The following is a 25,859-nucleotide window of genomic DNA, read 5'->3' as shown; positions in this document are numbered from 1 at the left end:
TAGTGTCAGGTGGCGCTCGCGGGCGCCACTTCAGGATTTTCTACGCTTGCGCGGACTGCTCTGGTCAAGATTCGCCAGGTGGCGCAACTTCTCGCCGATCTTCAGCTCCAGCCCGCGCGGCACGGGTTGGTAATACTGGCGCGGTTCCATGGACTCGGGGAAGTAGTCCTCCCCGGCCGCGTAGGCGTCCGGCTCATCATGGGCGTAACGATACTCGTCGCCATAGCCCAGGTTCTTCATCAATTTGGTCGGTGCGTTGCGCAAGTGCAGCGGCACTTCCAGCGAGCCGCTCTCCGCCACATCACGGCGCGCCGTGTTATAGGCGTTGTAGACGGCATTGCTCTTCGGTGCACAGGCCAGGTAGACGATAGCCTGCGCAATGGCCAATTCACCTTCCGGACTGCCCAGGCGCTCCTGCACATCCCAGGCGTTGAGGCACAGGGTCAGCGCACGTGGATCGGCATTGCCGATGTCTTCGCTGGCCATGCGCACCACCCGGCGGGCGATGTACAGCGGATCGCAGCCGCCGTCGAGCATGCGCGAATACCAGTACAGCGCGCCATCGGGGCTGGAACCACGCACCGACTTGTGCAGTGCGCTGATCTGGTCGTAGAAGGCCTCGCCACCTTTGTCGAAACGGCGACGCGAGTCACCCAGCAGGTTCTGCAGCAGCTCGGCGCTGATCTCGCCGTTGTCTTCGGCGAGGTCCGAGGCGTTCTCCAGCAGGTTGAGCAGGCGCCGGCCATCGCCGTCGGCGGCGGCCATGAGGATCGCGAAGCTTTCGTCGGGCAGGCTCAGGTTCCGCTTGCCCAGCCCCTTCTCTTCGGTCAGCGCGCGTTGCACAAGCCGACGCAGGGCTTCTTCGTCCAGGCTTTTCAGCACGTAGACACGGGCCCGGGACAGCAGCGCGTTGTTCAGCTCGAAGGACGGGTTCTCGGTGGTCGCCCCGATAAAGATCAGGGTGCCGTCTTCCACATAGGGCAGGAATGCGTCCTGCTGGCTCTTGTTGAAGCGGTGCACCTCGTCGACGAAGAGGATGGTGCGGCGGCCGTACTGCGCGGCGTGCTGCTTGGCCACTTCCACCGACTGGCGGATTTCCTTCACACCCGAGAGCACCGCCGAGATGGTCTCGAAGTGTGCATCGGTGACCTGCGCCAGCAGCTTCGCCAGGGTGGTCTTGCCGACACCGGGCGGGCCCCAGAAGATCATCGAGTGCAGCGCACCCTGCTCCAGCGCCTCGCGCAGCGGCTTGCCGCGGGCGAGCAGGTGCTCCTGGCCGACGTACTCGTCCAGGCTGGTCGCGCGCAGGCGCGCGGCCAGGGGCTGGGAAACGGGGGCGGAGCGGAACAGGTCCACGGTATTACCTATCGATCAGTCCGGCGCGGGGCCGGTTTATTCCTGGATGACGTCGACGCCCTTGGGCACCTCGAAGACGAACTGCTTGGCGTCCATCGCCTCGTTCATCTTCACGTCGAAGAACAGGATGTTGGTGCGCTGGCCGACGCTGTCGATCAGCTGCATGTCGTTCACTACGCCGCTGCGGAAGGAGATCCGCAGGCTGTCGAACAGGGTGTCCTTGGCCTTGGGCTTGAGGATGAAGTCCACCACGTTGCCGCCATCCTTCGCGGTGATGTCGAAGCTCTGGCCGATCTTCGAGACATCGCCAGAGAGCAGCAGCGCCGGGGTCTGGGTCAGGCGCTGGTCGAGCTTCTGGATCGTCACCTGCTCCAGATCCGGGTCGTACAGCCAGATTTTCTCGCCATTGGAGATGAGCAGCTGCTCGTTGGGCGCATCGGTGTGCCAGCGGAACAGCCCCGGGCGCTTGAGGCCCAGGGTACCGGCGGTTTCCTGCAGGCGGGTGCCGCTGCCGTCCAGGGTCAGCTGGGAGAAGCGCGCGGTCATGGTCTGGGCTTTGCTGAGCATACCGCTCAGGCGCTGGGCGGCGGCATCGTCGGCGTGGGCCTGTACGCCGGCAAAAGCCAGCGCAGCAACGAACAACATGCGAATCAGACGCATGGATATCCTCGAAGTCGAATCAATCACGGATCGGGGCCGGCGCGATGACCTCGCGCGAGCCATTGGTATTCATCGGGGTGACCACGCCGGCCATTTCCATCGCCTCGATCATCCGCGCAGCGCGGTTGTAGCCGATCTTCAGCTTGCGCTGCACGGCGGAAATGGATGCGCGGCGACTTTCGGTGACGAAACGTACGGCTTCGTCATAGAGCGGATCGTCCTCGCTGCCCTCGCCGCCTTCGCCGCCACCGCCACCTTCGAACGAGCCGCCACCGCCTTCCTCGGCACCGGCGAGGATGTCCTCGATGTAGTTCGGCGCTCCGCGCAGCTTCCACGCCTCGACGACGCGGTGCACTTCGTCGTCGGAGACGAAGGCGCCATGGACGCGGATCGGCAGGCCGGTGCCCGGCGGCAGGTAGAGCATGTCGCCGTGGCCCAGCAACTGCTCGGCGCCACCCTGGTCGAGGATGGTGCGCGAGTCGATCTTGCTGGAAACCTGGAAGGCGATACGGGTCGGAATGTTCGCCTTGATCAGGCCGGTGATCACGTCCACCGACGGACGCTGGGTCGCCAGGATCAGGTGGATGCCCGCCGCACGCGCCTTCTGGGCGATACGAGCGATCAGCTCTTCCACCTTCTTGCCGACGATCATCATCATGTCGGCGAACTCGTCGACGACGACCACGATGGTCGGCAGGGTCTGCAGCAGCGGCGCTTCGTCTTCCATGCTCTCGCGGCGGTACAGTGGGTCGGTCAGCGGTGTGCCGGCCTCCTCCGCGTCCTTCACCTTGCGGTTGAAGCCGGCGAGGTTACGCACGCCCATGGCCGCCATCAGCTTATAGCGGCGCTCCATTTCGGCGACGCTCCAGCGCAGGGCGTTGGCGGCCTCCTTCATGTCGGTGACCACTGGGCAGAGCAGGTGCGGAATGCCTTCGTAGATCGACAGTTCCAGCATCTTCGGGTCGATCATGATCAGCCGCGCTTCTTCCGGCGTGGACTTGAACAGGATCGACAGGAGCATGGCGTTCACACCCACCGACTTACCGGAACCGGTGGTACCCGCCACCAGCAGGTGCGGCATCTTCGCCAGGTCGGTGATGATCGGGTTGCCGCCGATGTCGTGGCCCAGGGCCAGCGGCACGGTGGACTTGTGTTCGTCGTACTCTGGCGTCATCAGCACTTCGGAGAAGCGCACCATCTGCCGGTCTTCGTTGGGAATCTCGATACCCACGGTGGTCTTGCCGGGAATCACTTCGACCACGCGCACGCTGATCACGGCCAGCGAACGCGCCAGATCCTTGGCCAGGTTGGAGATGCGGCTGACCTTCACGCCGGCGGCCGGCTGGATCTCGAAACGGGTGATCACCGGCCCCGGATGCACGGACTCGACGATGACTTCGACGCCGAACTCCTTGAGTTTGATTTCCAGCAGGCGCGACATGGCCTCCAGGGATTCGGGCGAGTAGCTCTGCTTCTTCTCGGAGGCCGGGTCGAGGATCGACAGCGGCGGCAGCGTGCCTTCCACGGCGGTATCGACGAACAGCGGTGCCTGCTTTTCCTTCTGCACGCGCTTGCTCGGCTCGACCGGTTTGGCGGGCGGCGGCGGTACATCGATCTTCGGCGCCACGCGCTTCTCGCGCTCCTGCACGCTCTTGACCAGTGCTTCCTCGCGCTCGATCAGGCGCTCCTTGACCTTGGCCTGTTCGCGGCGGTCGGCGACGATGGGCGCGGCGACTTCGGCCACGCGCTCATCCACCTCGCGCAGCTGGGCAACCAGCTGCTTGTGCTCGCTGCGTGCGCTCCACCAGCGATTGGCGGCATTGTGGATCAGCTCGAAGAGATCGAGGGTGATCTTGCCGGTAACGTCCATGACCTTGAACCAGGACAGGTCGGCGAAGACCGTCATGCCGAACAGGAACAGGGCCAGGAACAACAGGGTGCTGCCCTGCACGTTCAGCGCATTGACGCCCAGTTGCCCCAGGCTCTCGCCCAGGGCTCCGCCAGCGCTGGCCGGCATGTGGCTGCCACTGGCATGGAAATGGATGTAGGCCAGCGCGGAACCGGCAAGAACCAGGAATACCAGGCCAATCAGGCGCCAGGAGAACAGCCAGCCGCTCCACTCCCAGGGCAGGTGGCGCTTGCGGAAGACCTGATAGGTCTTCACCGCCAGCAGCAGCGGGAACAGGTAGGCGAAGTAGCCCAGCACCATGAACAGGATGTCGGCGCTCAGCGCCCCCAGACGGCCGGCGGCGTTCTGCACCTGGTCGACGTGGCTGGAGTGACTCCAGCCCGGATCGGACGGATCATAGGTGAGCAGCGCCATCCACAGGTAAAGGCAGAGCGCGCCCAGCGCGATCAACGCCCCTTCCTTCAGGCGATAGTGCAGTTGCTGACGCCAGGCGGCGGCGTGGCTTGCTGTGGTGTCCTTCAAAACGCGTCTATTCCTGCGCTCTTCGCGCGTCCGAGAGTCGTTGAGCCTCAAAACGGGCCTATTGTACGGCTTTGGCCAGCCGATGCCAGCAAGCCCGGAAGCGTCCGACGGCGCTTTTGCCGGCTTTCCGAGGTTCGGTGTAGCATAGCCCATCACCGCTTTTCGGCTGCTCAATTGGAGCATGCATTCTCTTACGTGACAAAGGCTTATGGAGTCTTTTTATGAGTGAAGTCAAGCATTCGCGCCTGATCATCCTGGGCTCCGGCCCCGCCGGCTACACCGCAGCCGTGTACGCCGCTCGCGCCAACCTCAAGCCTGTTGTCATCACCGGCATCCAGCCCGGCGGCCAACTCACCACCACCACCGAGGTCGACAACTGGCCGGGCGACGTCGAAGGCCTGACCGGTCCCGCCCTGATGGAGCGCATGCAGAAGCACGCCCAGCGTTTCGATACCGAGATCGTCTACGACCACATCCACACCGCCGAGTTGCAGCAGAAGCCCTTCACCCTCAAGGGTGACAGCGGCACCTACACCTGCGACGCACTGATCATCGCCACCGGCGCCTCGGCCCAGTACCTGGGCATGTCCTCCGAGGAGGCCTTCATGGGCCGCGGCGTTTCCGCCTGCGCCACCTGCGATGGTTTCTTCTACCGTAACCAGGTGGTCTGCGTGGTCGGCGGCGGCAACACCGCCGTGGAAGAGGCACTCTACCTGTCCAACATTGCCAAGGAAGTCCACCTGATCCACCGCCGCGACAAGCTGCGCTCGGAGAAGATCCTGCAGGACAAGCTGTTCGAGAAAGCCCAGAACGGCAACGTGCGCCTGCACTGGAACACCACCCTGGACGAAGTCCTGGGCGACGACATGGGCGTGATCGGCGTGCGCCTGAAGGACACCGAAAGCGGCGCGACCCGCCAGCTGGACCTCTCCGGCGTGTTCATCGCCATCGGCCACAAGCCCAACACCGACCTGTTCACCGGCCAACTGGCCATGCATGACGGCTACCTGAAGATCAAGGGCGGCGCCGAAGGCAACGCCACCCAGACCAGCATCGAAGGCGTGTTCGCCGCCGGCGACGTGGCCGACCACGTCTACCGCCAGGCGATCACCTCCGCCGGCGCCGGCTGCATGGCCGCGCTGGACGCCGAGAAGTTCCTCGACGACAACTGATCGGCCAAAGGGGAGGCTCGCCCTCCCCTCCTCCGCCCATGCTGAACTGGCTATCGCGCGACAATTTCGACTTTCCCCCCCTGGACAAGGCCCTGCACGAGCCCAACGGCCTGCTCGCGGCCGGCGGCGACCTCGACCCGCGCCGCCTGATCCAGGCGTACCGTCACGGCTGCTTCCCCTGGTACCAGGACGGCCAGCCGATCCTCTGGTGGTCGCCCGATCCACGCACCGTGCTGTTCCCCGACGAACTGCACGTTTCCCGCAGCCTGGCCAAGTGCCTGCGCCAGCAGCGCTACCGGATCAGCATCGACCAGGCCTTCGAACAGGTCATCCACGGTTGCGCCGGACCGCGCGACTACGCCGACGGCACCTGGATCACCACGCCGATGCAGAAGGCCTACTGTGAACTGCACCGCATGGGCGTCGCACACTCGGTGGAAGCCTGGGACGGTAACGAGCTGGTCGGCGGCCTTTACGGACTCGCCATCGGTCGGCTGTTCTTCGGCGAATCCATGTTCAGCCGCGCGGACAATGCCTCCAAGGTGGCGTTCGTCACCCTGGTGCAACGCCTCAAGACCGCCGGCTTCGAGCTGATCGACTGCCAGATGCCGACCCAGCACCTGCACAGCTTTGGCGCACGGGCCATTTCCCGGCGCGAATTCGCTGCCTATCTGCGCCGCCATCTCGACCAAACGCCATTGCAGGACTGGACTTCGCAAGCGGACCAGCCCAGCCTGGCATAAACTTGCCAGAGGGTCCTCGCAGGGGTTGAAGATGACCGAGCTCGCCCGCCTGAAGTTTTACGCCACACAGCCGCACCCATGCAGCTATCTGCCCGAGGAACAGGCCACCACCCTGTTCCTCGACCCCAGCCAGCCCATGGACGCGCAGCTGTATGCCTCGCTTTCGGAGGTCGGCTTCCGGCGCAGCGGCGAACACCTGTACCGCCCCCACTGCCAGCACTGCACCGCCTGCATACCGGCGCGCATCCCCGCCGCCGGCTTCCAGCCCAGCCGTCAGCAGAAACGCATCCTCAAGCGCAACCTCGACCTCGAGGTCATCCGCAAGCGGCCGACCTTCACCGAGGAGTACTACGCGCTCTACATGCGCTACATCGAGCAGCGCCACGCCGACGGGGACATGTATCCGCCCAGCCGCGACCAGTTCGCCACCTTCCTGGTCCGCGACCTGCCGTTCAGCTGCTTCTTCGAGTTCCGCCTGCAGGGCCGCCTGCTGGCTGTCGCGGTCACCGACGTTCTGCCCAACGGGCTCTCGGCGGTCTACACCTTCTACGACCCTGACGAAGAGCGCCGCAGCCTGGGCCGCTATGCCATCCTCTGGCAGATCGCCGAGACCCACCGCCTGGGCCTGCACGCGGTCTATCTCGGCTACTGGATCAAGAACTGCCGGAAGATGAACTACAAGACCCAGTACCGGCCGATCGAGCTGTTCGTGAACCAGCGCTGGGTCGTGCTGAACTGACCCATTACACGCCAGTTGGCGTTGTGGCGCATTTTCAGGCACAATGTGTGCCTTTTTTAATGGCCTGAAACTTCAGGCAACCATAGATACCGAGGGCTCTACTGCATGTCGAAAGAAGACAGCTTCGAAATGGAAGGCACTGTCGTCGACACCCTGCCCAACACCATGTTCCGCGTGGAGTTGGAGAATGGGCACGTCGTTACCGCGCACATCTCCGGCAAGATGCGCAAGAACTACATCCGCATCCTGACCGGCGACAAGGTTCGCGTAGAACTGACGCCCTACGACCTGTCCAAGGGTCGTATCACCTACCGCGCCCGCTGACGGCCGGTAGCGCCGGAAGTCAAATCCGGCACACAGAAAAACGCCCGGCATTGCCGGGCGTTTTCGTTTCCGTCTGACGTTCGTCAGGCCGGTTCTACGGCGATCACCTCGAACTCGAAGGCCAGCTCGCCATCCTTCAGGTCCACATGGGCCACCCCACCGTGCTCGGCCAGCTCGCCGAACAGGATCTCCTCGGCCAGCGGCCGCTTGATCTTGTCCTGGATCAGCCGCGCCATCGGACGCGCGCCCATCTGCGGGTCGTAGCCCTTCTCCGCCAGCCAATTGCGCGCCGCGTCGCTGACCTCGATCTGCACATGCTTGTCCTCGAGCTGCGCCTGCAACTCGGTGAGGAACTTGTCGACGATGCTCTTGATGGTCTCGAGACTGAGACGGCCGAACTGGATGATGGTGTCCAGGCGGTTGCGGAACTCCGGGGTGAAGCTCTTCTTGATCACTTCCATGGCGTCGCTCGAGTGATCCTGCAGCGTGAAGCCAATGGAGGCCCGCGCCGCGGTTTCCGCGCCAGCGTTGGTGGTCATGATCAGGATGACGTTGCGGAAGTCCGCCTTGCGCCCGTTGTTATCGGTCAGGGTGCCGTGGTCCATCACCTGCAACAGCAGGTTGAAGACTTCCGGGTGCGCCTTCTCGATCTCATCCAGCAGCAGCACGCAGTGCGGCGTCTTGGTGATCGCTTCGGTGAGCAAGCCACCCTGATCGAAACCGACGTAGCCCGGAGGCGCGCCGATCAGACGGGACACGGTGTGCCGCTCCATGTACTCGGACATGTCGAAGCGCACCAGCTCCACGCCCAGCGCCTTGGCCAACTGACGCGCCACCTCGGTCTTGCCCACCCCGGTCGGGCCGGAGAACAGGAAGGAACCGACCGGCTTGTCCGGCGACTTCAGGCCCGCACGGGACAGCTTGATCGCCGTGGACAGCGACTCGATGGCCGCCGCCTGGCCGAACACGGTCAGCTTCAGGTCGCGCTCGAGGTTGCGCAGCAACTCTTTATCGGAGCTGGAGACATGCTTGGGCGGAATACGCGCGATCTTCGCGACGATGTCCTCGACCTGCGGCACTTCGATGCGCTTCACGCGCTTCTCTTCCGGCTGCAGGCGCTGATAGGCACCCGCCTCGTCGATCACGTCGATGGCCTTGTCCGGCATGTGCCGGTCATTGATGTAGCGCGCTGCCAACTCGGCAGCGGCACGCAGCGCCTCGTCGCTGTACTCGACGTGGTGGTGCTGTTCGAAACGCGGCTTCAAGCCCTTCAGGATGCCGTAGGTATCCTCGACGGACGGCTCGGTGACATCGACCTTCTGGAAGCGGCGGGCCAGTGCCCGGTCCTTCTCGAAGATGCCACGGAATTCCTGGAAGGTAGTGGAGCCGATGCAGCGGATCTCGCCGGAGGACAGCAGCGGCTTGAGCAGGTTGGACGCATCCATCACGCCACCCGATGCCGCACCGGCGCCAATGATGGTGTGGATCTCGTCGATGAACAGCACGGCATGCGGACGCTTGCGCAACTCGTTGAGCAGCGCCTTGAAGCGCTTCTCGAAATCACCGCGGTACTTGGTGCCCGCCAGCAGCGCACCCAGGTCCAGGGAATAGACGACGCTGTCGGACAACAGGTCCGGCACCTGGCCGTCGACGATGCGCTTGGCCAGCCCCTCGGCGATGGCGGTCTTGCCGACGCCAGCCTCGCCGACCAGCAGCGGATTGTTCTTGCGGCGGCGCGCGAGAATCTGCGCGACACGCTCGACTTCGGTTTCACGGCCGACCAGCGGATCGATGCGCCCCTGGCGCGCCAGATCGTTCAGGTTGCTGGCATAGGCATCCAACGGATGGCTGGAAGTGGAAGACTCGCCGCCCTCCTCGTCCTGCATGTCCTGCTCGTTTTCCTGATGCTCGGCATGGCCCGGCACCTTGGAAATGCCGTGGGCGATGTAGTTGACCACATCGATACGCGCGACGCTCTGCTGCTTGAGCAGGAACACCGCCTGACTTTCCTGTTCGCTGAAGATGGCCACCAGCACATTGGCGCCAGTCACCTCGCGCTTGCCGGAGCTCTGCACATGGAACACCGCGCGCTGCAATACGCGCTGGAAGCCCAGGGTCGGCTGGGTCTCGCGATCCTCATCATGCTGAGGGATCAGTGGCGTGGTGGAGTCGATGAACTCCTGCAGGTCCCGCCGCAGCTTGTCCAGATTGGCTCCACACGCTCTCAGGACCGTTGCGGCAGCCTCATTATCCAGAAGCGCCAACAGCAAGTGCTCAACGGTCATGAACTCATGCCGCTTCGCCCGCGCCTCCTTGAAGGCGAGATTGAGGGTGACTTCGAGCTCTCGATTCAACATGACTTCACCTCGCTCCCAAACATCCGCATCAACCTTCTTTCTCTATTTCGCACAACAGTGGATGTTGGCTCTCCCTCGCATATTGATTGACCTGCATGGCTTTGGTTTCAGCGACATCACGGGTAAAGGTCCCGCAGTTCGCCTTGCCTTGAGTATGCACGGTCAACATGACCTTGGTTGCCTGCTCTCGGTTCATGTTGAAGTACAACTCGAGCACCTCAACCACGAAATCCATCGGGGTGTAATCATCGTTGAACATGATGACCCGATACATGGACGGTGCCTTCAGCGCGGGCTTGGATTCCTCGACCGCGAGCCCCGTCCCTTCGTCTTCCAATGGATCCGGGCGGTCCTGATTGAATGTTAGTCGAATCTGGCTACTTGCATGCATGCTGGAATAAAAGCTTTGCGAGTGGGTGAATGAGGGGGCCAACCGGAGTTTGAAGCGTCTCTCAGGCCCAGACGACGCCGCCTTGACTAACGGCAAAAGGGTGTTACAACCAAAGGATACCCCCCGGAGGGTATCAGGAGTTCCGGACGCCAGCCCCTGATAAAGGCTGTAGCGGAATCGTAGTGGATGATACTCCAGCGATGGAGTCCTTTGCAGAGGGATATCAGCATGCTCAGCGGTAAGGTCAAGTGGTTCAACAACGCCAAGGGCTATGGATTCATCCTGGCTGAAGGCCGAGATGAGGACCTGTTCGCTCATTACTCGGCGATCCAGATGGATGGCTACAAGACACTCAAGGCCGGCCAACCCGTAAGCTTCGAGATCCTGCAAGGTCCGAAGGGGTTGCATGCGGTTAACATTCAACCCGTCAACGCCAACGCATCCACCTCCTCCGCCCAGACTGCCCCAAGCAGCGAGATGCAGAACATCACGGCAGAGGCCTGATCCTCCCGGATCGGCAGAATGAAAAAGGCCGGCATCTGCCGGCCTTTTTTATGGGCGCTTCACCCGGATTACATCTTGGCGATGATCGCGTCGCCGAACTCCGAGCAGGACAGCAGCTTGGCGCCGTCCATCAGACGCTCGAAATCATAGGTAACAGTTCTGGCCGCGATGGCGCCGTTCACACCCTTGATGATCAGGTCGGCCGCTTCCGGCCAGCCCATATGACGCAGCATCATCTCGGCGGAAAGGATCACCGAACCCGGGTTCACCTTGTCCAGCCCCGCATACTTGGGCGCGGTGCCGTGGGTCGCCTCGAACATGGCCACCGAGTCGGACAGGTTGGCCCCCGGCGCGATGCCGATGCCGCCCACCTCCGCCGCCAGGGCGTCGGACAGGTAGTCGCCATTCAGGTTCAAGGTCGCGATCACGTCGTACTCGGCCGGGCGCAGCAGGATCTGCTGCAGCATGGCATCGGCGATCACGTCCTTCACCACGATGTTCTTGCCGGTGTTGGGGTTCTTGAACTGCATCCACGGGCCGCCGTCGAGCAGCTGGGCGCCGAACTCATCACGGGCGAGCTCGTAGCCCCAATCCTTGAAGGCACCCTCGGTGAATTTCATGATGTTGCCTTTATGGACGATGGTCACGGAGCTGCGATCATTGTCCACGGCGTATTGCAGGGCCTTGCGCACCAGGCGCCTGGTGCCCTCCAGGGAAACCGGCTTGATGCCGATACCGCAGTTTTCGGTGAAGCGGATCTTCTTGACGCCCATTTCCTCGGTGAGGAACTTGATGACCTTCTGGGCCTCGGGAGTGCCGGCTTTCCATTCGACGCCGGCGTAGATGTCTTCGGAGTTCTCGCGGAAGATCACCATATCCACGTCGCCGGGTTTCTTCACCGGACTGGGCACGCCTTCGAACCAGCGTACCGGGCGCAGGCAGACGTAGAGGTCGAGCTGCTGACGCAGGGCCACGTTCAGCGAGCGGATGCCGCCACCGACCGGGGTGGTCAGCGGCCCCTTGATGGAGACGACGTAATCGCGGACGGCGTCCAGGGTTTCCTGGGGCAGCCAGGTGTCCTGGTCGTAGACCTGGGTGGCCTTCTCGCCGGCGTAGACTTCCATCCACGCGATCTTGCGGTCGCCCTTGTAGGCTTTCTCGACGGCTGCGTCGACGACCTTGATCATGACCGGGCTGATGTCGACGCCAATGCCATCACCCTCGATGAACGGGATGATCGGGTTCTTCGGTACATTCAAGGACATATCGGCGTTGACGGTGATTTTGTCACCGGCCGGCACCTGGATCTTTTGGTATCCCATGCTGAACTCCGCTTTGTGGTTGAAACCCTCTTGCAGCCACTGAGGGTAGCTCACAAGTCGGTCATCGAACTACATCATTCCTTAGTCTAAAAAAGGGACGCGCATCACCCTGCCTTTAGGGTGGTATACTGGCCGGCATGACTTAATGGTCATCGAGGTCCGAGCAGTCTGGGACCAGACTCTCTCCTCGTAACGGCGGGGTCCACACCAGGAACCCGTCGTACAACGCTCTACTGGCGCCCCAATATCCCCGCGGCAATTCTCGAAGGTCGATCAACCACTTCGTTGAACGCAAGCGTGTACCAACGCGATTCGAGACTCTGTGCGCGCCCAGCAAAGAAGAGAGTTAGAACGAGATGTCCATCCGCTCGAAGATTACTTACACCTTCACCGACGAAGCACCCGCCCTTGCCACCTACTCGCTGCTTCCCATCGTAAAAGCCTTCGCCGCCTCCGCCGGCATCGACGTAGAAACCCGCGACATCTCTCTTGCAGGCCGTATCCTGGCCTCCTTCGCCGACAAGCTCGGCGACAAGGCCATCGAAGACGACCTGGCCTACCTGGCCCAACTGGCCACCGCCCCCGAAGCCAACATCATCAAGCTGCCGAACATTTCCGCTTCGGTACCGCAGCTCAAGGGCGCCATCGCCGAGCTGCAGAAGCTGGGCTTCGCCGTTCCGGACTTCCCGGAAGACCCGCAGACCGCCGAAGAGAACGACACCCGCGCGCGTTACGCCAAGGTCCTGGGCAGCGCCGTGAACCCGGTCCTGCGCGAAGGCAACTCCGACCGCCGCGCCCCGGCCGCCGTAAAGGCCTACGCCCGCAAGCACCCGCACAGCATGGGCAAGTGGAGCATGGCTTCGCGCTCCCACGCCGACTACATGCGTGGCGGCGACTTCTTCTCCAGCGAGCAGTCGGTCACCATCCCGAAGGCCGGTGAAGTCCGTATCGAGTTCGTCGGCAAGGACGGCAAGGTCGAGACCAAGAAGACCCTGAAGATGCAGGAAGGCGAAGTCCTCGACAGCATGTTCATGAGCTGCAGCAAGCTGCGCGCCTTCTTCGAGAAGACCCTGCAGGACTGCAAGGAAACCGGCGTCATGTGGTCCCTGCACGTCAAGGCCACCATGATGAAGATCTCCCACCCGATCGTCTTCGGCCACGCCGTCACCGTCTACTACAAGGACGTGTTCGAGAAGTACGGCCAGCTGTTCGAAGAGCTGGGCGTGAATCCGAACAACGGCATCTCCAGCGTCTACGACAAGATCAAGTCGCTGCCAGCCTCGCAGCAGGAAGAAATCCTGCACGACATCCACGAGGTGTACAGCCACCGCCCGGAAATGGCGATGGTCGACTCGGTCAAGGGCATCACCAACCTGCACATCCCCAGCGACGTGATCGTCGACGCCTCCATGCCGGCCATGATCCGCAACTCGGGTCAGATGTGGGGCAAGGACGGCAAGCAGAAAGACACCAAAGCGGTAATGCCGGAAAGCACCTACGCCCGCATCTACCAGGAAATGATCAACTTCTGCAAAACCAACGGCGCGTTCGACCCGACCACCATGGGCAGCGTACCGAACGTCGGCCTGATGGCGCAGAAGGCCGAGGAATACGGCTCCCACGACAAGACCTTCGAAATGGAAGCCGACGGCACCATGCGCGTGGTCGATGCCGATGGCAAGGTCCTGATGCAGCACGAAGTGCAGTCCGGTGACATCTGGCGCGCCTGCCAGACCAAGGACGCCCCGATCCGCGACTGGGTCAAGCTGGCCGTTACCCGCGCCCGCCAGTCCAACACCCCGGCCATCTTCTGGCTGGACCCGGAGCGCGCCCACGACAACCAACTGCGCAAGAAGGTCGAACTGTACCTGAAGGACCACGACCTGACCGGTCTGGACATCAGCATCAAGGGCTACAACGAAGCCATCCGCACCAGCATGGAGCGCCAGCTGCGCGGCCTGGACACCATCTCGGTGACCGGCAACGTCCTGCGCGACTACCTGACCGACCTGTTCCCGATCATGGAACTGGGCACCTCGGCCAAGATGCTGTCCATCGTTCCGCTGATGGCGGGCGGCGGCATGTACGAAACCGGCGCCGGCGGCTCCGCTCCCAAGCACGTACAGCAGCTGGTGGAAGAGAACTACCTGCGCTGGGACTCCCTGGGCGAGTTCCTGGCTCTTGCCGTCTCCTTCGAAGAAGAAGGCATCAAGACCAGCAACGCCAAGGCCAAGGTACTGGGCAAGACCCTGGACATCGCCACCGGCAAGCTGCTCGACAACAACAAGTCGCCGTCGCGCAAGATCGGTGAGATCGACAACCGCGGCAGCCACTTCTACCTGGCCATGTACTGGGCCCAGGCCCTGGCCGAGCAGAACGACGACGCCGAGCTGAAGGCTCACTTCAGCGCACTGGCCAAGACCCTGACCGAGAAGGAAGCGGCCATCGTCGCCGAACTGAACGGCGTCCAGGGCAAGCCGGCCGACATCGGCGGTTACTACCGCTCCAACCCGGAGCTGACCTCCCAGGTCATGCGCCCGAGCGCGACCTTCAACGCCGCAATCGACGCACTGGCGTAAGGTACTTCGCGTAACACAGAACCCCCGGGCCTTCCCGGGGGTTCTGCTTTCTGCGCCCGGCAACGTTAAACTCGCGCCTTTTCCAACTCACGAGACCGCACCCATGCGCTGGCTAGCACACATCACCGTCGCCACCATCGTCGAAGATCAGGGCCGCTTCCTGCTGGTGGAAGAAATGTCCGCTGACAAAAAGCAGGTCTTCAACCAGCCCGCCGGCCATCTTGAGGCCAACGAGAGCCTTCTCGAAGCCGCCGTTCGCGAAACCCTGGAAGAGACCGGCTGGGACGTCGAGCTGACCGCCGTCACCGGCATCTACCTCTACACCGCGCCCAGCAACGGCGTGACCTACCAGCGCGTCTGCTTCGCCGCCCGCCCCCTGTGCCATCACCCCGAGCGCGCACTGGACGACGGCATCCTCGGCGCCCGCTGGATGAGCCGCGACGAACTGGCCGCCCAGCCCGAGCGCTGGCGCAGCCACCTGGTACTGCGCTGCATCGACGACTACCTGGAAGGCGAGCGCTTCCCGCTCAGCCTGATCCGCGCCTGAACCGCCAGCCGAGCCTCAGCCGCTCGGCTCTGGTAGAATCCTCGCCTTTACCTGCACCTGTGATGCGCCACCATGTCTGATTTCCCCAAAGCTCCCCAGAACACCCGCGTCATCGTCGGCATGTCCGGCGGCGTGGACTCCTCCGTCTCCGCCCTCCTCCTCAAGGAACAGGGCTACCAGGTGGAAGGTCTGTTCATGAAGAACTGGGAAGAAGACGACGGCACCGAGTACTGCACCGCCATGACCGACCTGGCCGACGCCCAGGCCGTCTGCGACCGCATCGGCATCAAGTTGCACACCGCCAACTTCGCGGCGGAATACTGGGACAACGTCTTCGAGCACTTCCTCGAGGAATACAAGGCCGGCCGCACGCCGAACCCGGACATCCTCTGCAACCGCGAGATCAAGTTCAAAGCCTTCCTCGACTATGCCGTCGCCCTGGGCGCCGACCTGATCGCCACCGGCCACTATGTGCGCCGCCGCGACATCGACGGTCGCAGCGAATTGCTCAAGGGCCTGGACCCGAACAAGGACCAGAGCTACTTCCTCCACGCCGTGGGCGGCGAGCAGATCGGCAAGACCCTGTTCCCGGTCGGCGAACTGGAGAAGCCCGAAGTGCGCGCCATCGCCGAGAAATATGGCCTGGCCACTGCGAAGAAAAAGGACTCCACCGGCATCTGCTTCATCGGCGAGCGCCGCTTCAGCGACTTCCTCAAGCAGTACCTTCCGGCCCAGCCGGGCGACATCGAGACCACCGACGGCACGGTCATCGGCAAGCATGTCGGCCTGATGTATCACACCATCGGCCAGCGCCAGGGCCTGGGCATCGGCGGCCTGAAGAACGCCGACGACAGCCCCTGGTACGTGCTGGAGAAGGACCTGGTGCGCAACGTCCTGGTCGTCGGTCAGGGCAACGACCACCCATGGCTGTTCTCCCGTGCCCTCCACGCCTCGCACATCTATTGGGTAAACCCCATCGACCTGGACCAGCCCAAGGCCCTGCGCGCCAAGGTGCGCTACCGCCAGGCCGACCAGAACTGCGTACTGGAACGCACCGAGAACGGCTACCGCGCCGTCTTCGACGAGCCGCAGCGCGCCGTCACCCCCGGCCAGTCCGTGGTCTTCTATGACGGCGAAGTCTGCCTCGGCGGCGGCGTCATCGAATCCGCAGAACCCGCGTTCGCTAAGGACCGTACATGAGCGATCTGCACGACCAGATCATCGCACTCTCCGGCGTCTTCGAAGCCGCCGCCCTGGTAGACCGCCTCGCCCGCACCGGGCAGATCCCCGAGGCACCGCTGAGCTGCATGCTCGGCAGCCTGCTGGTACGCGACCCGAAGACCACCCTGGATGTCTACGGCGGCGACACCGCCAACCTGCGCGAAGGCTTCCGCGCCCTGGTCAGCGCGCTCGAGCGCGACCCCAACAGCCTGCAACGCGAGCCGCTGCGCTACGCGCTCTCACTGATCGGCCTGGAGCGCCAGCTGAACAAGCGCGACGACATGCTCGACCTGATGGGCAGCCGCCTGGACCAGATCCAGCAGCAGGTGCAGCACTTCGGCCTGGTCCACGAGAACGTCATCGCCTCCTGCGCCGGCCTTTACCAGGACACCCTGAGCACCTTCCGCCAGCGCATCCAGGTGCACGGTGACATGCGCCACCTGCAGATCAACGCCAATGCCGCGCGCATCCGCGCCCTACTGCTGGCCGGCATCCGCTCCGCGCGCCTGTGGCGACAGCTCGGCGGCAACCGCTGGCAGATGCTGTTCGCCCGGAAGAAAATGCTGGGTGAACTGCGCCCCCTGATGCGCGGCTGAAACACCTCCTTCTGGTCGCCGCAAGGGCGACCAGAACGCCGCATTCGTGTATGATGTGCGCCCTTTTCGTTGACCTCCAGCCACGAGAACGCCCCATGCAGCTTTCCTCCCTTACCGCGGTTTCCCCCGTTGACGGCCGTTACGGCAGCAAAACCAGCGCCCTGCGTCCGATCTTCAGCGAATACGGCCTGATCCGTTTCCGCGTCCTGGTGGAGGTTCGCTGGCTGCAGCGTCTCGCCGCCCACGCCGGCATCCCTGAAGTGGCGCCCTTCTCCGCCGAAGCCAATGCCCTGCTGAATCAGCTGGCCGATGACTTCCAGCTGGAGCACGCGCAGCGCATCAAGGACATCGAGCGCACCACCAACCACGACGTCAAGGCCGTGGAATACCTGCTCAAGGAACAAGCCGCCAAGCTGCCGGAACTGGCCAAGGTCAGCGAGTTCATCCACTTCGCCTGCACCTCCGAGGACATCAACAACCTGTCCCACGCCCTGATGCTGCGCGAAGGCCGCGACACCGTGCTGCTGCCGCTGATGCGCCAGATCGCCGACGCCATCCGCGAGCTGGCGGTGAAGTTCGCCGACGTGCCGATGCTCTCGCGCACCCACGGCCAGCCGGCCTCCCCGACCACCCTGGGCAAGGAACTGGCCAACGTCGTCTACCGCCTGGAGCGCCAGATCAAGCAGGTCGCTTCGGTCGAGCTGCTCGGCAAGATCAACGGCGCCGTGGGCAACTACAACGCCCACCTGTCGGCCTATCCGCAAGTGGATTGGGAAGCCAACGCCCGCGAATTCATCGAAGGCGACCTCGGCCTGAACTGGAACCCCTACACCACCCAGATCGAGCCGCACGACTACATCGCCGAGCTGTTCGACGCCATCGCGCGCTTCAACACCATCCTCATCGACTTCGACCGCGACGTCTGGGGCTACATCTCCCTGGGCTACTTCAAGCAGAAGACCGTCGCCGGCGAGATCGGCTCCTCGACCATGCCGCACAAGGTCAACCCGATCGACTTCGAGAACTCCGAAGGCAACCTGGGTATCGCCAACGCTCTGTTCCAGCACCTGGCCAGCAAGCTGCCGATCTCCCGCTGGCAGCGCGACCTGACCGACTCCACCGTGCTGCGCAACCTGGGCGTCGGTTTTGCCCACAGCGTCATCGCCTACGAAGCCAGCCTCAAGGGCATCGGCAAGCTGGAGCTGAACGCCGCGCGCATCGCCGAAGACCTGGACGCCTGCTGGGAAGTCCTGGCCGAGCCGGTTCAAACCGTCATGCGCCGCTACGGCATCGAGAACCCCTACGAGAAGCTCAAGGAGCTGACTCGCGGTAAAGGCATCAGCGCCGAAGCCCTGCAGGTGTTCATCGACGGTCTCGACATGCCCGCCGAAGCCAAGGCCGAGCTGAAGAAACTGACTCCCGCGAACTACATCGGTAACGCCGCCACCCAGGCCAAGCGCATCTGAGATTCGCCCTGACTTTGCACGCCCGGCTGTGCCGGGCGTTTTTGTTTCAAGGACTTAACCATGAATCCTGCTATTCCTCTTCAGCTTTTGGGCGGCATCAGCGCCGAAGAATTCCTCCGCGATTACTGGCAGAAAAAGCCCCTGCTGGTGCGCCAGGCCATCCCCGACTTCAAGAGCCCGCTCGACCCTGATGAGCTGGCCGGCCTCGCCCTGGAAGAGATGATTGAATCGCGCATCGTTGTCGAGCATGGCGACAGCCCCTGGGAGCTGCGCCGCGGCCCGTTCAAGGAAGAGGCCTTCAAGGACCTGCCCGAGCGCGACTGGACCCTGCTGGTGCAGGCCGTCGACCAGTTCATCCCGGAAGTTGCCGAACTGCTGGAACACTTCAAGTTCCTGCCCAGCTGGCGCATTGATGACGTGATGATCAGCTATGCCGCGCCGGGCGGTGGTGTCGGTCCGCACTTCGACAACTACGACGTGTTCCTCCTGCAGGGCCACGGCCATCGCCGCTGGAAGATCGGCCAGACCTGCGACGCCAGCAGCCCCCTGCTGCCGCACCCGGACCTGCGCATCCTCGCCGAATTCGAAGAGAGCGCCGAATGGGTACTGGAACCCGGCGACATGCTCTACCTGCCGCCGCGCGTGGCCCACTACGGCATCGCCGAAGACGATTGCATGACCTACTCGGTCGGCTTCCGCGCCCCCAGCGCCGCCGAAGTGCTGACCCACTTCACCGACTTCCTCGCCCAGTTCCTCTCCGATGAGGAGCGCTACAGCGACGCCGGAATGGCGGCGGTGAAAGGCGACGAAGACCAGCACAAGATCCAGCGTGACGCCCTCGACCGCCTGAAGAACCTGCTGCAGGAGCACATGAGCGACGAACGCCTGCTGCTCACCTGGTTCGGCCAGTTCATGACCGAGCCGCGCTACCCAGAACTGGTCGCCGGCGAGGACATCGAGGAAGACGAACTCACCAGCGCGATCACCGATGGCGCCGTGCTGATCCGCAATCCCAGCGCACGCATGGCCTGGAGCGAAGTGGACGTCGGCCTGCTGCTGTTCGCCAGCGGCCAGACCGTGGTCCTGCCGGAAAAACTGCGCGAACTGCTCAAGCTGGTGTGCTCGGCGGAATCGCTGCACCAGGGCAATCTCGGCCAATGGCTGGCCGATGAGGATGGGCGTAAGCTCGTGGGAGAACTGATCAAACAGGGCAGTCTGGAGTTCGCCGATGAGTAGCAAGATCAGGGTTCGCGTGGCGGACTGGCAAAAGGATAATGCCGATCTGCGGCGCATTCGCGAGGCGGTATTCATCGCCGAGCAATCGGTTCCGCCGGAACTCGAATGGGACGCCGAGGATGTCGAAGCCGTGCATTTCCTGGCCTTCGAAGGCGACTACGCCATCGGCACCGCCCGCCTCCTGCCGGACGGGCACATCGGCCGGGTTTCCGTCCTCAAGGACTGGCGCGGCCTCAAGGTCGGCGACCTGCTCATGCGCGCCGCCATCGAGCAGGCCGAAAACCAGGGCCTGAAACGCCAGCTGCTGACCGCCCAGGTCTACGCCATTCCCTTCTACGAACGGCTAGGCTTCAAGGTAGCCAGCGGCGAATTCCTCGACGCCGGCCTCCCCCACGTGGACATGGTGCGCGAGAGCGACTGAGGCATTGAAATGGACAACGTCCCGGAACAAGACGACCTGCCGGTAGAACTGCCGGACATAGAGTTTCAGTCACCGGGACGTTTCACCGTCCACAACCCGCCCAGCGAAGCGCTACCGCCCGAGACACTGGAGCCCGCACCCTTCCGCCTCGGCGAGAGCGACCAACTGCACCGCTTCAACAAGCCTGAAGAGGCCCGCGCCCATGCCCTGGCACTGATGCAGCAGGCGCAGCGCACGCTCTACCTCTACACCCCCGACCTGGAGCCCTGGCTGTACCACCACAGCAGCATCCAGGAGGCCTGCACCCAGCTACTGCTGGGCAACCCGCGCAATCGCCTGATGATCCTGGTGCGCGACAGCACCCGCGCCGTGAAGGAAGGCCATCGCCTGCTGAATCTCAGCCGACGCCTGTCCAGCTACTGCCAGATCCGCCGGATCAACCCGGACTACCCGAGCGAGGAGCACGCCTTCCTGCTGGCCGACGACTGCGGCCTGCTGCTGCGACCGGAGCCGGGCGACTACGCAGGCTACGTGTACTACAACAACCCCGGCCGCACCCGCCAGTTGCTGGAACAGTTCGAACAGACCTGGAACACCAGCCTCCTCGACTCGAACCTGCGGAGCTTCCTGCTTTGATCCGACGCCCTCTTGCCCTGATCCTCGCCTGCGGCTTCAGCCTGGCCGCCATCGCCGCGCCCCGCACCGAGGTCATTCCGCTCAACTACCGTACTGCCGAAGACGTTCTGCCGGTGGCACAGTCGGTACTGGGTAACGAAGGCCGGGTCACCGCCTATGGCAACCAGCTGATCGTGAACGCCGAACTGGCGAAGATCCGCGAGCTGCAACAGGTGCTCAGCCAACTGGATACCCGCCCCCACCAACTGCTGATCAGCGTCGACACCAGCGACGGCAGCCAGAGCGACCAGAGCGGCTACTCGGTGAATGGCTCGGTCAGCGCCGGCAACGTGGAAATCCAGACTGGCCGCGGCGAAGTGAATGGCCGCGACCAGGTGCGCATCATCAACCGCTCCACCAACAGCCGCGGCGGCGGCACCCAGCAGGTGCGCGCCACCGAAGGCTCGCCCGCGCTCATCCAGGTCGGCCAGAGCCAACCGGTGACCAACGCCGGCATCGGCCCCTACGGCCAGGTTTACAGCCAGACCGAATACCGCGACGCCAACCAGGGCATGTACGTGACCGCCAGCCTCACCGGCAACCTTGTGCACATCACCCTGAGCACCCGCAACGACCGCTTCAACGGCAACTACCAGGGCTCGATGAACACCAGCTCGACCGAAACCAGCATCAGCGGCCCGCTCGGCCAGTGGATCGAGGTGGGCGGCGTCAGCGAAAGCAACCAGAGCACCCAGAACGGCTTCGCCCGCCACTACAGCACCCAGGGTCGCAACGACAGCAGCCTGCGGGTGAAGGTCGAAGTGCTCGACTAGTCCTTCCGGAGGTGACTTCACAGTCCTCCTTAGACCTTCGTGTAGTAGTCCAAAAAAAACACTACAAAACGTTTGACGAACGATCGTTTGAAAGTGCATGATGGCCTCGCTCCCGCTAACCAGAGGGCTTCAAAGCCCTCCGGATCGCGCCAGTGGCCCACCCGCCGCCCGATCCGTGTTGTTAAGCCCACAAGGCGGATCGACGAGGTTGCGACTGGCAAGAGGTTGTCCTGAGGGACGGGGAAGCAAGCCTTAGTAACAGCACGAAGTGACGGATTCAGCCGTCCACCATCGCCCAACGGCTGCCACGAGCCGGCAAGCGATTCTGGATGTCACCGCTGCAGTCACCCGTCTGTACGCCGCGCCACCCCCACTCCCCCAGCGTCACTCCTTCTTTTCCGTCGCCCCTTCGCCATCCCGCGGCGAGCAACCCGCAGTCATTACCGTTCAGGTGCGGTTTTATGTGGGTAGTCGGTGCTCAACCAAACACATTCTTTTGAAGGATTGGCCATGTCCGCATATCAGAACGAGATCAAAGCAGTCGCCGCGCTCAAAGAGAAGAACGGCAACAGCTGGAGCGCGATCAACCCCGAATACGCTGCCCGCATGCGCGTCCAGAACCGCTTCAAGACCGGTCTGGAAATCGCCAAGTACACCGCAGCCATCATGCGCAAGGACATGGCTGAGTACGATGCGGACGCTTCCGTCTACACCCAGTCCCTGGGCTGCTGGCACGGCTTCATCGGTCAGCAGAAGCTGATCTCCATCAAGAAGCACCTGAAGACCACCAACAAGCGCTACCTCTACCTGTCCGGCTGGATGGTTGCCGCCCTGCGCTCCGACTTCGGCCCGCTGCCGGACCAGTCGATGCACGAGAAGACCGCTGTTGCCGGCCTGATCGAAGAGCTCTACACCTTCCTGCGCCAGGCTGACGCCCGCGAACTGGACCTGCTGTTCACCGCCCTGGACTCCGCCCGCGCTGCCGGCGACAAGGCCAAGGAAGCCGAAGTACAGGCTCAGATCGACAACTTCGAAACCCACGTGGTACCGATCATCGCCGACATCGACGCCGGTTTCGGTAACGCCGAGGCGACCTACCTGCTGGCCAAGAAGATGATCGAAGCCGGTGCCTGCTGCATCCAGATCGAGAACCAGGTTTCCGACGAGAAGCAGTGCGGCCACCAGGACGGCAAAGTGACCGTTCCGCACGAAGACTTCCTCGCCAAGATCAACGCCGTTCGCTACGCGTTCCTCGAGCTGGGCATCGACGACGGCGTGATCGTCGCTCGTACCGACTCCCTGGGCGCCGGCCTGACCAAGCAGATCGCCGTTACCCGCGAGCCGGGCGACCTGGGCGACCAGTACAATGCCTTCCTGGATTGCGAAGAAATCTCCGCTTCCGACCTGCAGAACGGCGACGTGGTGATCAACCGTGGCGGCAAGCTGCTGCGTCCCAAGCGCCTGGCTTCCAACCTGTTCCAGTTCCGCAAGGGCACCGGCGAAGACCGTTGCGTCCTGGACTGCATCACCTCGCTGCAGAACGGCGCCGACCTGCTGTGGATCGAAACCGAGAAGCCGCACGTTGGCCAGATCAAGGGCATGGTTGACCGCATCCGTCAGGTCATCCCGAACGCCAAGCTGGTGTACAACAACAGCCCGTCGTTCAACTGGACCCTGAACTTCCGCCAGCAGGTGTTCGATGCATTCGTCGCCGAAGGCAAGGACGTTTCCGCCTACGACCGCGCCAAGCTGATGAGCGTCGAGTACGACGAGACCGAACTGGCTCAGATCGCTGACGAGAAGATCCGTACCTTCCAGCGTGACGGCTCCGCCCACGCCGGCATCTTCCACCACCTGATCACCCTGCCGACCTACCACACCGCCGCGCTGTCCACCGACAACCTGGCCAAGGGCTACTTCGCCGACCAGGGCATGCTGGCCTACGTGAAGGGCGTTCAGCGTCAGGAACTGCGTCAGGGCATCGCCTGCGTCAAGCACCAGAACATGGCTGGCTCGGACATCGGCGACAACCACAAAGAGTACTTCGCTGGCGAAGCCGCTCTGAAAGCCTCGGGTAAAGACAACACCATGAACCAGTTCCACTAAGAACTGGCTCACCGGCCCTTCGGGGCCGGCAGGCACCGCAGAACCCCGGCCTCGGCCGGGGTTCTGCTTTTTGCGCTTGGCCCAGTTGCCAGCAGCCCTCCTCCTGCCCGCCAAGGGCATATCCGCGACGACATGCCAGCCTCGGGCTTCCTTTCACAAGAACTGGAAAGCCCATGCCCACGCGCAATCGCCTTGCCCTCGCCGCCACCTCATCCAGCGCCTGCCGCGCCAGTTTCACGAACCACTACTGAGTCGCCTGTTCTGCTCCCAGGTGCGCTTCGCCGGCACTGCCAACGTACGCATCCAGAAGCTCTCCAGCGATGAAGTGCGGATGAGCCTTGCCAACCGGCGCCGCGTGCGCAACCACATTGGCGGCGTGCATGCGGCCGCCATGGCACTGCTTGCCGAATCCGCCAGCGGCTGCATGGTCGGCATGAACCTGCCCGATCACAAGCTGCCGCTGATCAAGCACCTCAAGGTCGACTACCTGCGCCGCACCAGCGGCGGGCTGCGCGCCATCGCCACGCTGACGGAAGCGCAGCGTCGCGCGATGGTAGAGGATGACAAGGGAGAAGCCCTGATTCAGGTGACCGTGCTCGACGACGCTGGCGGCGAGCCGATCCGCTGCGAAATGCACTGGGCGTGGGTCACAAAAAAGAAATGAATCACCCCAAAACGAGGGGCGACAGACAAAACCGCGAGGAGATAATTGAATGCTGCTGAAGTGGCGGAAGAAAAGACTCGCCGCTTATATGTAGTAAAGTTACGGATATACGACACTGCAAATGATAATATTTATCATTTATTAGATGGCGATTTATTGCGGTCATATACCTCCAAAGTACCATTCGACCAAAGCCCAAGTACCGGCACACTAGGCGCGCAGGACCGCACGAGCAAAGGGCTCACGGAAATGCAAAAGCCTTTTGCCCGTTTTAGAAGCGTCTGTTTGTGTTGGAAAAATTTACTTGCAGAAGGCTTTGGGCATAAAATTGGAAAGATGACCTGAACCCTTAGCTCACTATCCTTGAGTTGTCGGGTTCGCGCAGTCGGGCCATTGCAGCCCGGAACCCAAGACAATCGTTTTTTGTAGGAAGGAGTATCGGCATGCCCAATCCAGCTGAACTTGCAGCTCAACACTGGGGACTCGCCGCCTTCCTTTTAGGAGTGCTGGGCCTGCTCGGCTTCATGCTAGGGGTTTCCAGCCTGCTTGGCAGTAAGGCATTTGGTCGCAGCAAGAACGAACCCTTCGAATCCGGGATCGTTCCTACCGGCAGCGCACGCCTGCGTCTGTCGGCAAAATTCTATCTGGTCGCGATGCTCTTCGTGATCTTCGACGTCGAAGCCCTCTTCCTCTTCGCCTGGTCCGTGTCCGTCCGTGAAAGCGGTTGGGCCGGTCTGATCGAGGCAACCATTTTCATAGCAATTCTGTTGGCAGGTCTTGTCTACCTGTGGCGTATCGGCGCGCTCGATTGGGCACCGGCGGCACGTCGCGCACGGCAGGCGAAGCTAAAACAATGAGGCTTTGGCGATGCAATACAAACTTACCCGGATCGACCCGGATGCGCCCAATGATCAATACCCGATCGGACAGCGCGAAACGGTAGAAGACCCGCTCATTGAAGGGCAGGTCCACAAGAACATCTTCATGGGCAAGCTGGAAGATGTTCTCAACGGTGCGGTCAACTGGGGTCGCAAGAACTCCCTGTGGCCGTACAACTTCGGTCTGTCCTGCTGCTACGTGGAGATGACCACGGCGTTCACCGCGCCGCACGACATCGCCCGTTTCGGCGCCGAAGTGATCCGTGCATCGCCGCGCCAGGCTGACTTCATGGTCATCGCCGGCACCTGCTTCATCAAGATGGCTCCGGTCATCCAGCGCCTGTACGAGCAGATGCTGGAACCCAAGTGGGTGATCTCGATGGGGTCGTGCGCCAACTCCGGCGGCATGTACGACATCTACTCGGTCGTTCAGGGGGTCGACAAGTTCCTCCCCGTGGACGTGTACATCCCCGGCTGCCCGCCCCGTCCGGAGGCGTTCCTGCAAGGCCTGATGCTGCTGCAGGAATCCATCGGCCAGGAGCGTCGTCCGTTGTCCTGGGTCGTAGGCGATCAAGGCGTCTATCGCGCCGACATGCCTGCCCAGAAGGATCTCAAGCGCGAACAGCGCATTGCGGTCACCAACCTGCGCAGCCCCGACGAAGTGTGATCCGGCCCTCCACGAGAGGCCCGTTTTCACT

General features: G+C 62.9%; 25 protein-coding genes. 19 read left to right on the top strand and 6 right to left on the bottom strand.

Features of this window, described 5'->3' with window-relative positions; genetic code table 11:
• Positions 1–30 precede the first annotated feature (30 nt).
• The 3 genes from ACNFBT_RS19885 to ftsK are packed head-to-tail and all read right to left on the bottom strand — an operon-like array spanning position 31 to position 4,498.
• Complete coding sequence (locus ACNFBT_RS19885; RefSeq protein WP_416752265.1) at positions 31–1,356, bottom strand: replication-associated recombination protein A; 1,326 nt, start codon at positions 1,354–1,356, stop codon at positions 31–33.
• A gap of 36 nt (positions 1,357–1,392) precedes the next feature.
• A complete protein-coding gene (gene lolA / locus ACNFBT_RS19880) occupies positions 1,393–2,016 on the bottom strand; it encodes an outer membrane lipoprotein chaperone LolA (protein ID WP_416752263.1) in 624 nt (207 codons plus the stop codon).
• Between the two features lie 19 nt (positions 2,017–2,035).
• Positions 2,036–4,498 carry a DNA translocase FtsK gene (gene ftsK, locus ACNFBT_RS19875; protein WP_416752261.1) on the bottom strand — a complete coding sequence of 821 codons (2,463 nt, stop codon included), beginning with the start codon at positions 4,496–4,498 and terminating at the stop codon, positions 2,036–2,038.
• A 170-nt stretch (positions 4,499–4,668) separates the two neighbouring features.
• On the opposite strand from ftsK, the gene trxB reads away from it, so the two are divergent.
• The 4 genes from trxB (at position 4,669) to infA (ending at position 7,425) form a co-directional block, all read left to right on the top strand.
• Complete coding sequence (gene trxB / locus ACNFBT_RS19870) at positions 4,669–5,619, top strand: thioredoxin-disulfide reductase (RefSeq protein ID WP_416752259.1); 951 nt, start codon at positions 4,669–4,671, stop codon at positions 5,617–5,619.
• 38 nt (positions 5,620–5,657) lie between these two features.
• A complete protein-coding gene (gene aat / locus ACNFBT_RS19865) occupies positions 5,658–6,362 on the top strand; it encodes a leucyl/phenylalanyl-tRNA--protein transferase (protein WP_416752257.1) in 705 nt (234 codons plus the stop codon).
• 31 nt (positions 6,363–6,393) lie between these two features.
• Positions 6,394–7,101: an arginyltransferase gene (locus tag ACNFBT_RS19860; protein ID WP_416752255.1), complete on the top strand. Its 708-nt coding sequence runs from the start codon at positions 6,394–6,396 to the stop codon at positions 7,099–7,101.
• A 105-nt stretch (positions 7,102–7,206) separates the two neighbouring features.
• On the top strand, positions 7,207–7,425 hold the full coding sequence (gene infA / locus ACNFBT_RS19855; RefSeq protein WP_002553999.1) for a translation initiation factor IF-1: 219 nt from the start codon (positions 7,207–7,209) through the stop codon (positions 7,423–7,425).
• 83 nt (positions 7,426–7,508) lie between these two features.
• Here the strand turns inward: infA and clpA are convergent, their stop codons facing one another.
• Together clpA and clpS are read right to left on the bottom strand one after the other, a co-directional pair.
• Positions 7,509–9,782: an ATP-dependent Clp protease ATP-binding subunit ClpA gene (clpA, locus tag ACNFBT_RS19850; protein ID WP_416752253.1), complete on the bottom strand. Its 2,274-nt coding sequence runs from the start codon at positions 9,780–9,782 to the stop codon at positions 7,509–7,511.
• 28 nt (positions 9,783–9,810) lie between these two features.
• On the bottom strand, positions 9,811–10,173 hold the full coding sequence (clpS, locus tag ACNFBT_RS19845; RefSeq protein ID WP_416752251.1) for an ATP-dependent Clp protease adapter ClpS: 363 nt from the start codon (positions 10,171–10,173) through the stop codon (positions 9,811–9,813).
• Positions 10,174–10,401: 228 nt separating this feature from the next.
• Between clpS and cspD the strand changes: the two genes are divergently transcribed.
• Complete coding sequence (gene cspD, locus ACNFBT_RS19840) at positions 10,402–10,677, top strand: cold shock domain-containing protein CspD (protein ID WP_416752249.1); 276 nt, start codon at positions 10,402–10,404, stop codon at positions 10,675–10,677.
• 68 nt (positions 10,678–10,745) lie between these two features.
• On the opposite strand, the gene icd is transcribed toward cspD, so the two are convergent.
• Complete coding sequence (icd, locus tag ACNFBT_RS19835) at positions 10,746–11,999, bottom strand: NADP-dependent isocitrate dehydrogenase (protein WP_152224071.1); 1,254 nt, start codon at positions 11,997–11,999, stop codon at positions 10,746–10,748.
• Positions 12,000–12,355: 356 nt separating this feature from the next.
• Here icd and ACNFBT_RS19830 point away from each other — a divergent pair, with 356 nt between their 5' ends.
• From ACNFBT_RS19830 to ACNFBT_RS19765, 14 genes are all read left to right on the top strand, one after another.
• Positions 12,356–14,578: an NADP-dependent isocitrate dehydrogenase gene (locus ACNFBT_RS19830; RefSeq protein ID WP_416752247.1), complete on the top strand. Its 2,223-nt coding sequence runs from the start codon at positions 12,356–12,358 to the stop codon at positions 14,576–14,578.
• A gap of 103 nt (positions 14,579–14,681) precedes the next feature.
• Positions 14,682–15,125 carry an NUDIX hydrolase gene (locus ACNFBT_RS19825; RefSeq protein WP_416752245.1) on the top strand — a complete coding sequence of 148 codons (444 nt, stop codon included), beginning with the start codon at positions 14,682–14,684 and terminating at the stop codon, positions 15,123–15,125.
• Positions 15,126–15,197: 72 nt separating this feature from the next.
• Positions 15,198–16,325, top strand: coding sequence for a tRNA 2-thiouridine(34) synthase MnmA (gene mnmA / locus ACNFBT_RS19820; protein ID WP_416752243.1), 1,128 nt, complete (start codon positions 15,198–15,200; stop codon positions 16,323–16,325).
• Positions 16,322–16,942, top strand: coding sequence for a high frequency lysogenization protein HflD (gene hflD, locus ACNFBT_RS19815; RefSeq protein ID WP_416752241.1), 621 nt, complete (start codon positions 16,322–16,324; stop codon positions 16,940–16,942). The genes mnmA and hflD overlap by 4 nt, the downstream gene beginning before the upstream one ends.
• Before the next feature lie 95 nt (positions 16,943–17,037).
• Positions 17,038–18,408, top strand: coding sequence for an adenylosuccinate lyase (gene purB, locus ACNFBT_RS19810; protein ID WP_416752239.1), 1,371 nt, complete (start codon positions 17,038–17,040; stop codon positions 18,406–18,408).
• 60 nt (positions 18,409–18,468) lie between these two features.
• Positions 18,469–19,644, top strand: coding sequence for a JmjC domain-containing protein (locus ACNFBT_RS19805; protein WP_416752237.1), 1,176 nt, complete (start codon positions 18,469–18,471; stop codon positions 19,642–19,644).
• Entirely contained in the window at positions 19,637–20,065 is a 429-nt protein-coding gene (locus ACNFBT_RS19800; RefSeq protein WP_416752234.1) for a GNAT family N-acetyltransferase, read from the top strand. Before ACNFBT_RS19805 ends, ACNFBT_RS19800 begins: the two co-directional genes overlap by 8 nt.
• Before the next feature lie 9 nt (positions 20,066–20,074).
• Positions 20,075–20,701 carry a histone acetyltransferase HPA2 gene (locus ACNFBT_RS19795; protein WP_416752232.1) on the top strand — a complete coding sequence of 209 codons (627 nt, stop codon included), beginning with the start codon at positions 20,075–20,077 and terminating at the stop codon, positions 20,699–20,701.
• Positions 20,698–21,513, top strand: a complete 816-nt coding sequence (locus tag ACNFBT_RS19790) for a secretin N-terminal domain-containing protein (protein WP_416752230.1) — start codon at positions 20,698–20,700, stop codon at positions 21,511–21,513. Before ACNFBT_RS19795 ends, ACNFBT_RS19790 begins: the two co-directional genes overlap by 4 nt.
• Positions 21,514–22,023: 510 nt before the next feature.
• A complete protein-coding gene (locus tag ACNFBT_RS19785) occupies positions 22,024–23,619 on the top strand; it encodes an isocitrate lyase (RefSeq protein ID WP_207883123.1) in 1,596 nt (531 codons plus the stop codon).
• A 70-nt stretch (positions 23,620–23,689) separates the two neighbouring features.
• Positions 23,690–24,283, top strand: a complete 594-nt coding sequence (locus tag ACNFBT_RS19780) for a DUF4442 domain-containing protein (protein WP_416752228.1) — start codon at positions 23,690–23,692, stop codon at positions 24,281–24,283.
• A gap of 45 nt (positions 24,284–24,328) precedes the next feature.
• Positions 24,329–24,628 (top strand): hypothetical protein, encoded by a 300-nt coding sequence (locus ACNFBT_RS19775; protein ID WP_416752226.1) that lies wholly within the window; start codon positions 24,329–24,331, stop codon positions 24,626–24,628.
• A gap of 98 nt (positions 24,629–24,726) precedes the next feature.
• Positions 24,727–25,140 (top strand): NADH-quinone oxidoreductase subunit A, encoded by a 414-nt coding sequence (gene ndhC / locus ACNFBT_RS19770; protein WP_015477476.1) that lies wholly within the window; start codon positions 24,727–24,729, stop codon positions 25,138–25,140.
• A gap of 10 nt (positions 25,141–25,150) precedes the next feature.
• Complete coding sequence (locus ACNFBT_RS19765) at positions 25,151–25,828, top strand: NuoB/complex I 20 kDa subunit family protein (RefSeq protein WP_017517109.1); 678 nt, start codon at positions 25,151–25,153, stop codon at positions 25,826–25,828.
• Positions 25,829–25,859 lie beyond the last annotated feature (31 nt).

The sequence above is a fragment of the Pseudomonas sp. NY15181 genome, from assembly GCF_048068055.1.
GTDB lineage: Bacteria > Pseudomonadota > Gammaproteobacteria > Pseudomonadales > Pseudomonadaceae > Pseudomonas.
Note: the sequence above shows the minus strand (reverse complement) of the source record. Positions and strands in the feature narration are given on the sequence as shown.

What these genes read in the sequence shown, in the direction of transcription:
- trxB (WP_416752259.1), top strand. Translation starts at nt 4,669, where the DNA reads ATGAGTGAAGTCAAGCATTCGCGCCTGATCATCCTGGGCTCCGGCCCC.
- ACNFBT_RS19825 (WP_416752245.1), top strand. Translation starts at nt 14,682, where the DNA reads ATGCGCTGGCTAGCACACATCACCGTCGCCACCATCGTCGAAGATCAG.
- ACNFBT_RS19765 (WP_017517109.1), top strand. Translation starts at nt 25,151, where the DNA reads ATGCAATACAAACTTACCCGGATCGACCCGGATGCGCCCAATGATCAA.
- ACNFBT_RS19805 (WP_416752237.1), top strand. Translation starts at nt 18,469, where the DNA reads ATGAATCCTGCTATTCCTCTTCAGCTTTTGGGCGGCATCAGCGCCGAA.
- clpA (WP_416752253.1), bottom strand. Translation starts at nt 9,782, where the DNA reads ATGTTGAATCGAGAGCTCGAAGTCACCCTCAATCTCGCCTTCAAGGAG.
- lolA (WP_416752263.1), bottom strand. Translation starts at nt 2,016, where the DNA reads ATGCGTCTGATTCGCATGTTGTTCGTTGCTGCGCTGGCTTTTGCCGGC.
- ACNFBT_RS19860 (WP_416752255.1), top strand. Translation starts at nt 6,394, where the DNA reads ATGACCGAGCTCGCCCGCCTGAAGTTTTACGCCACACAGCCGCACCCA.
- hflD (WP_416752241.1), top strand. Translation starts at nt 16,322, where the DNA reads ATGAGCGATCTGCACGACCAGATCATCGCACTCTCCGGCGTCTTCGAA.
- clpS (WP_416752251.1), bottom strand. Translation starts at nt 10,173, where the DNA reads ATGCATGCAAGTAGCCAGATTCGACTAACATTCAATCAGGACCGCCCG.
- icd (WP_152224071.1), bottom strand. Translation starts at nt 11,999, where the DNA reads ATGGGATACCAAAAGATCCAGGTGCCGGCCGGTGACAAAATCACCGTC.
- infA (WP_002553999.1), top strand. Translation starts at nt 7,207, where the DNA reads ATGTCGAAAGAAGACAGCTTCGAAATGGAAGGCACTGTCGTCGACACC.
- aat (WP_416752257.1), top strand. Translation starts at nt 5,658, where the DNA reads ATGCTGAACTGGCTATCGCGCGACAATTTCGACTTTCCCCCCCTGGAC.
- mnmA (WP_416752243.1), top strand. Translation starts at nt 15,198, where the DNA reads ATGTCTGATTTCCCCAAAGCTCCCCAGAACACCCGCGTCATCGTCGGC.
- ACNFBT_RS19830 (WP_416752247.1), top strand. Translation starts at nt 12,356, where the DNA reads ATGTCCATCCGCTCGAAGATTACTTACACCTTCACCGACGAAGCACCC.
- cspD (WP_416752249.1), top strand. Translation starts at nt 10,402, where the DNA reads ATGCTCAGCGGTAAGGTCAAGTGGTTCAACAACGCCAAGGGCTATGGA.
- purB (WP_416752239.1), top strand. Translation starts at nt 17,038, where the DNA reads ATGCAGCTTTCCTCCCTTACCGCGGTTTCCCCCGTTGACGGCCGTTAC.
- ACNFBT_RS19785 (WP_207883123.1), top strand. Translation starts at nt 22,024, where the DNA reads ATGTCCGCATATCAGAACGAGATCAAAGCAGTCGCCGCGCTCAAAGAG.
- ACNFBT_RS19795 (WP_416752232.1), top strand. Translation starts at nt 20,075, where the DNA reads ATGGACAACGTCCCGGAACAAGACGACCTGCCGGTAGAACTGCCGGAC.
- ndhC (WP_015477476.1), top strand. Translation starts at nt 24,727, where the DNA reads ATGCCCAATCCAGCTGAACTTGCAGCTCAACACTGGGGACTCGCCGCC.
- ACNFBT_RS19800 (WP_416752234.1), top strand. Translation starts at nt 19,637, where the DNA reads ATGAGTAGCAAGATCAGGGTTCGCGTGGCGGACTGGCAAAAGGATAAT.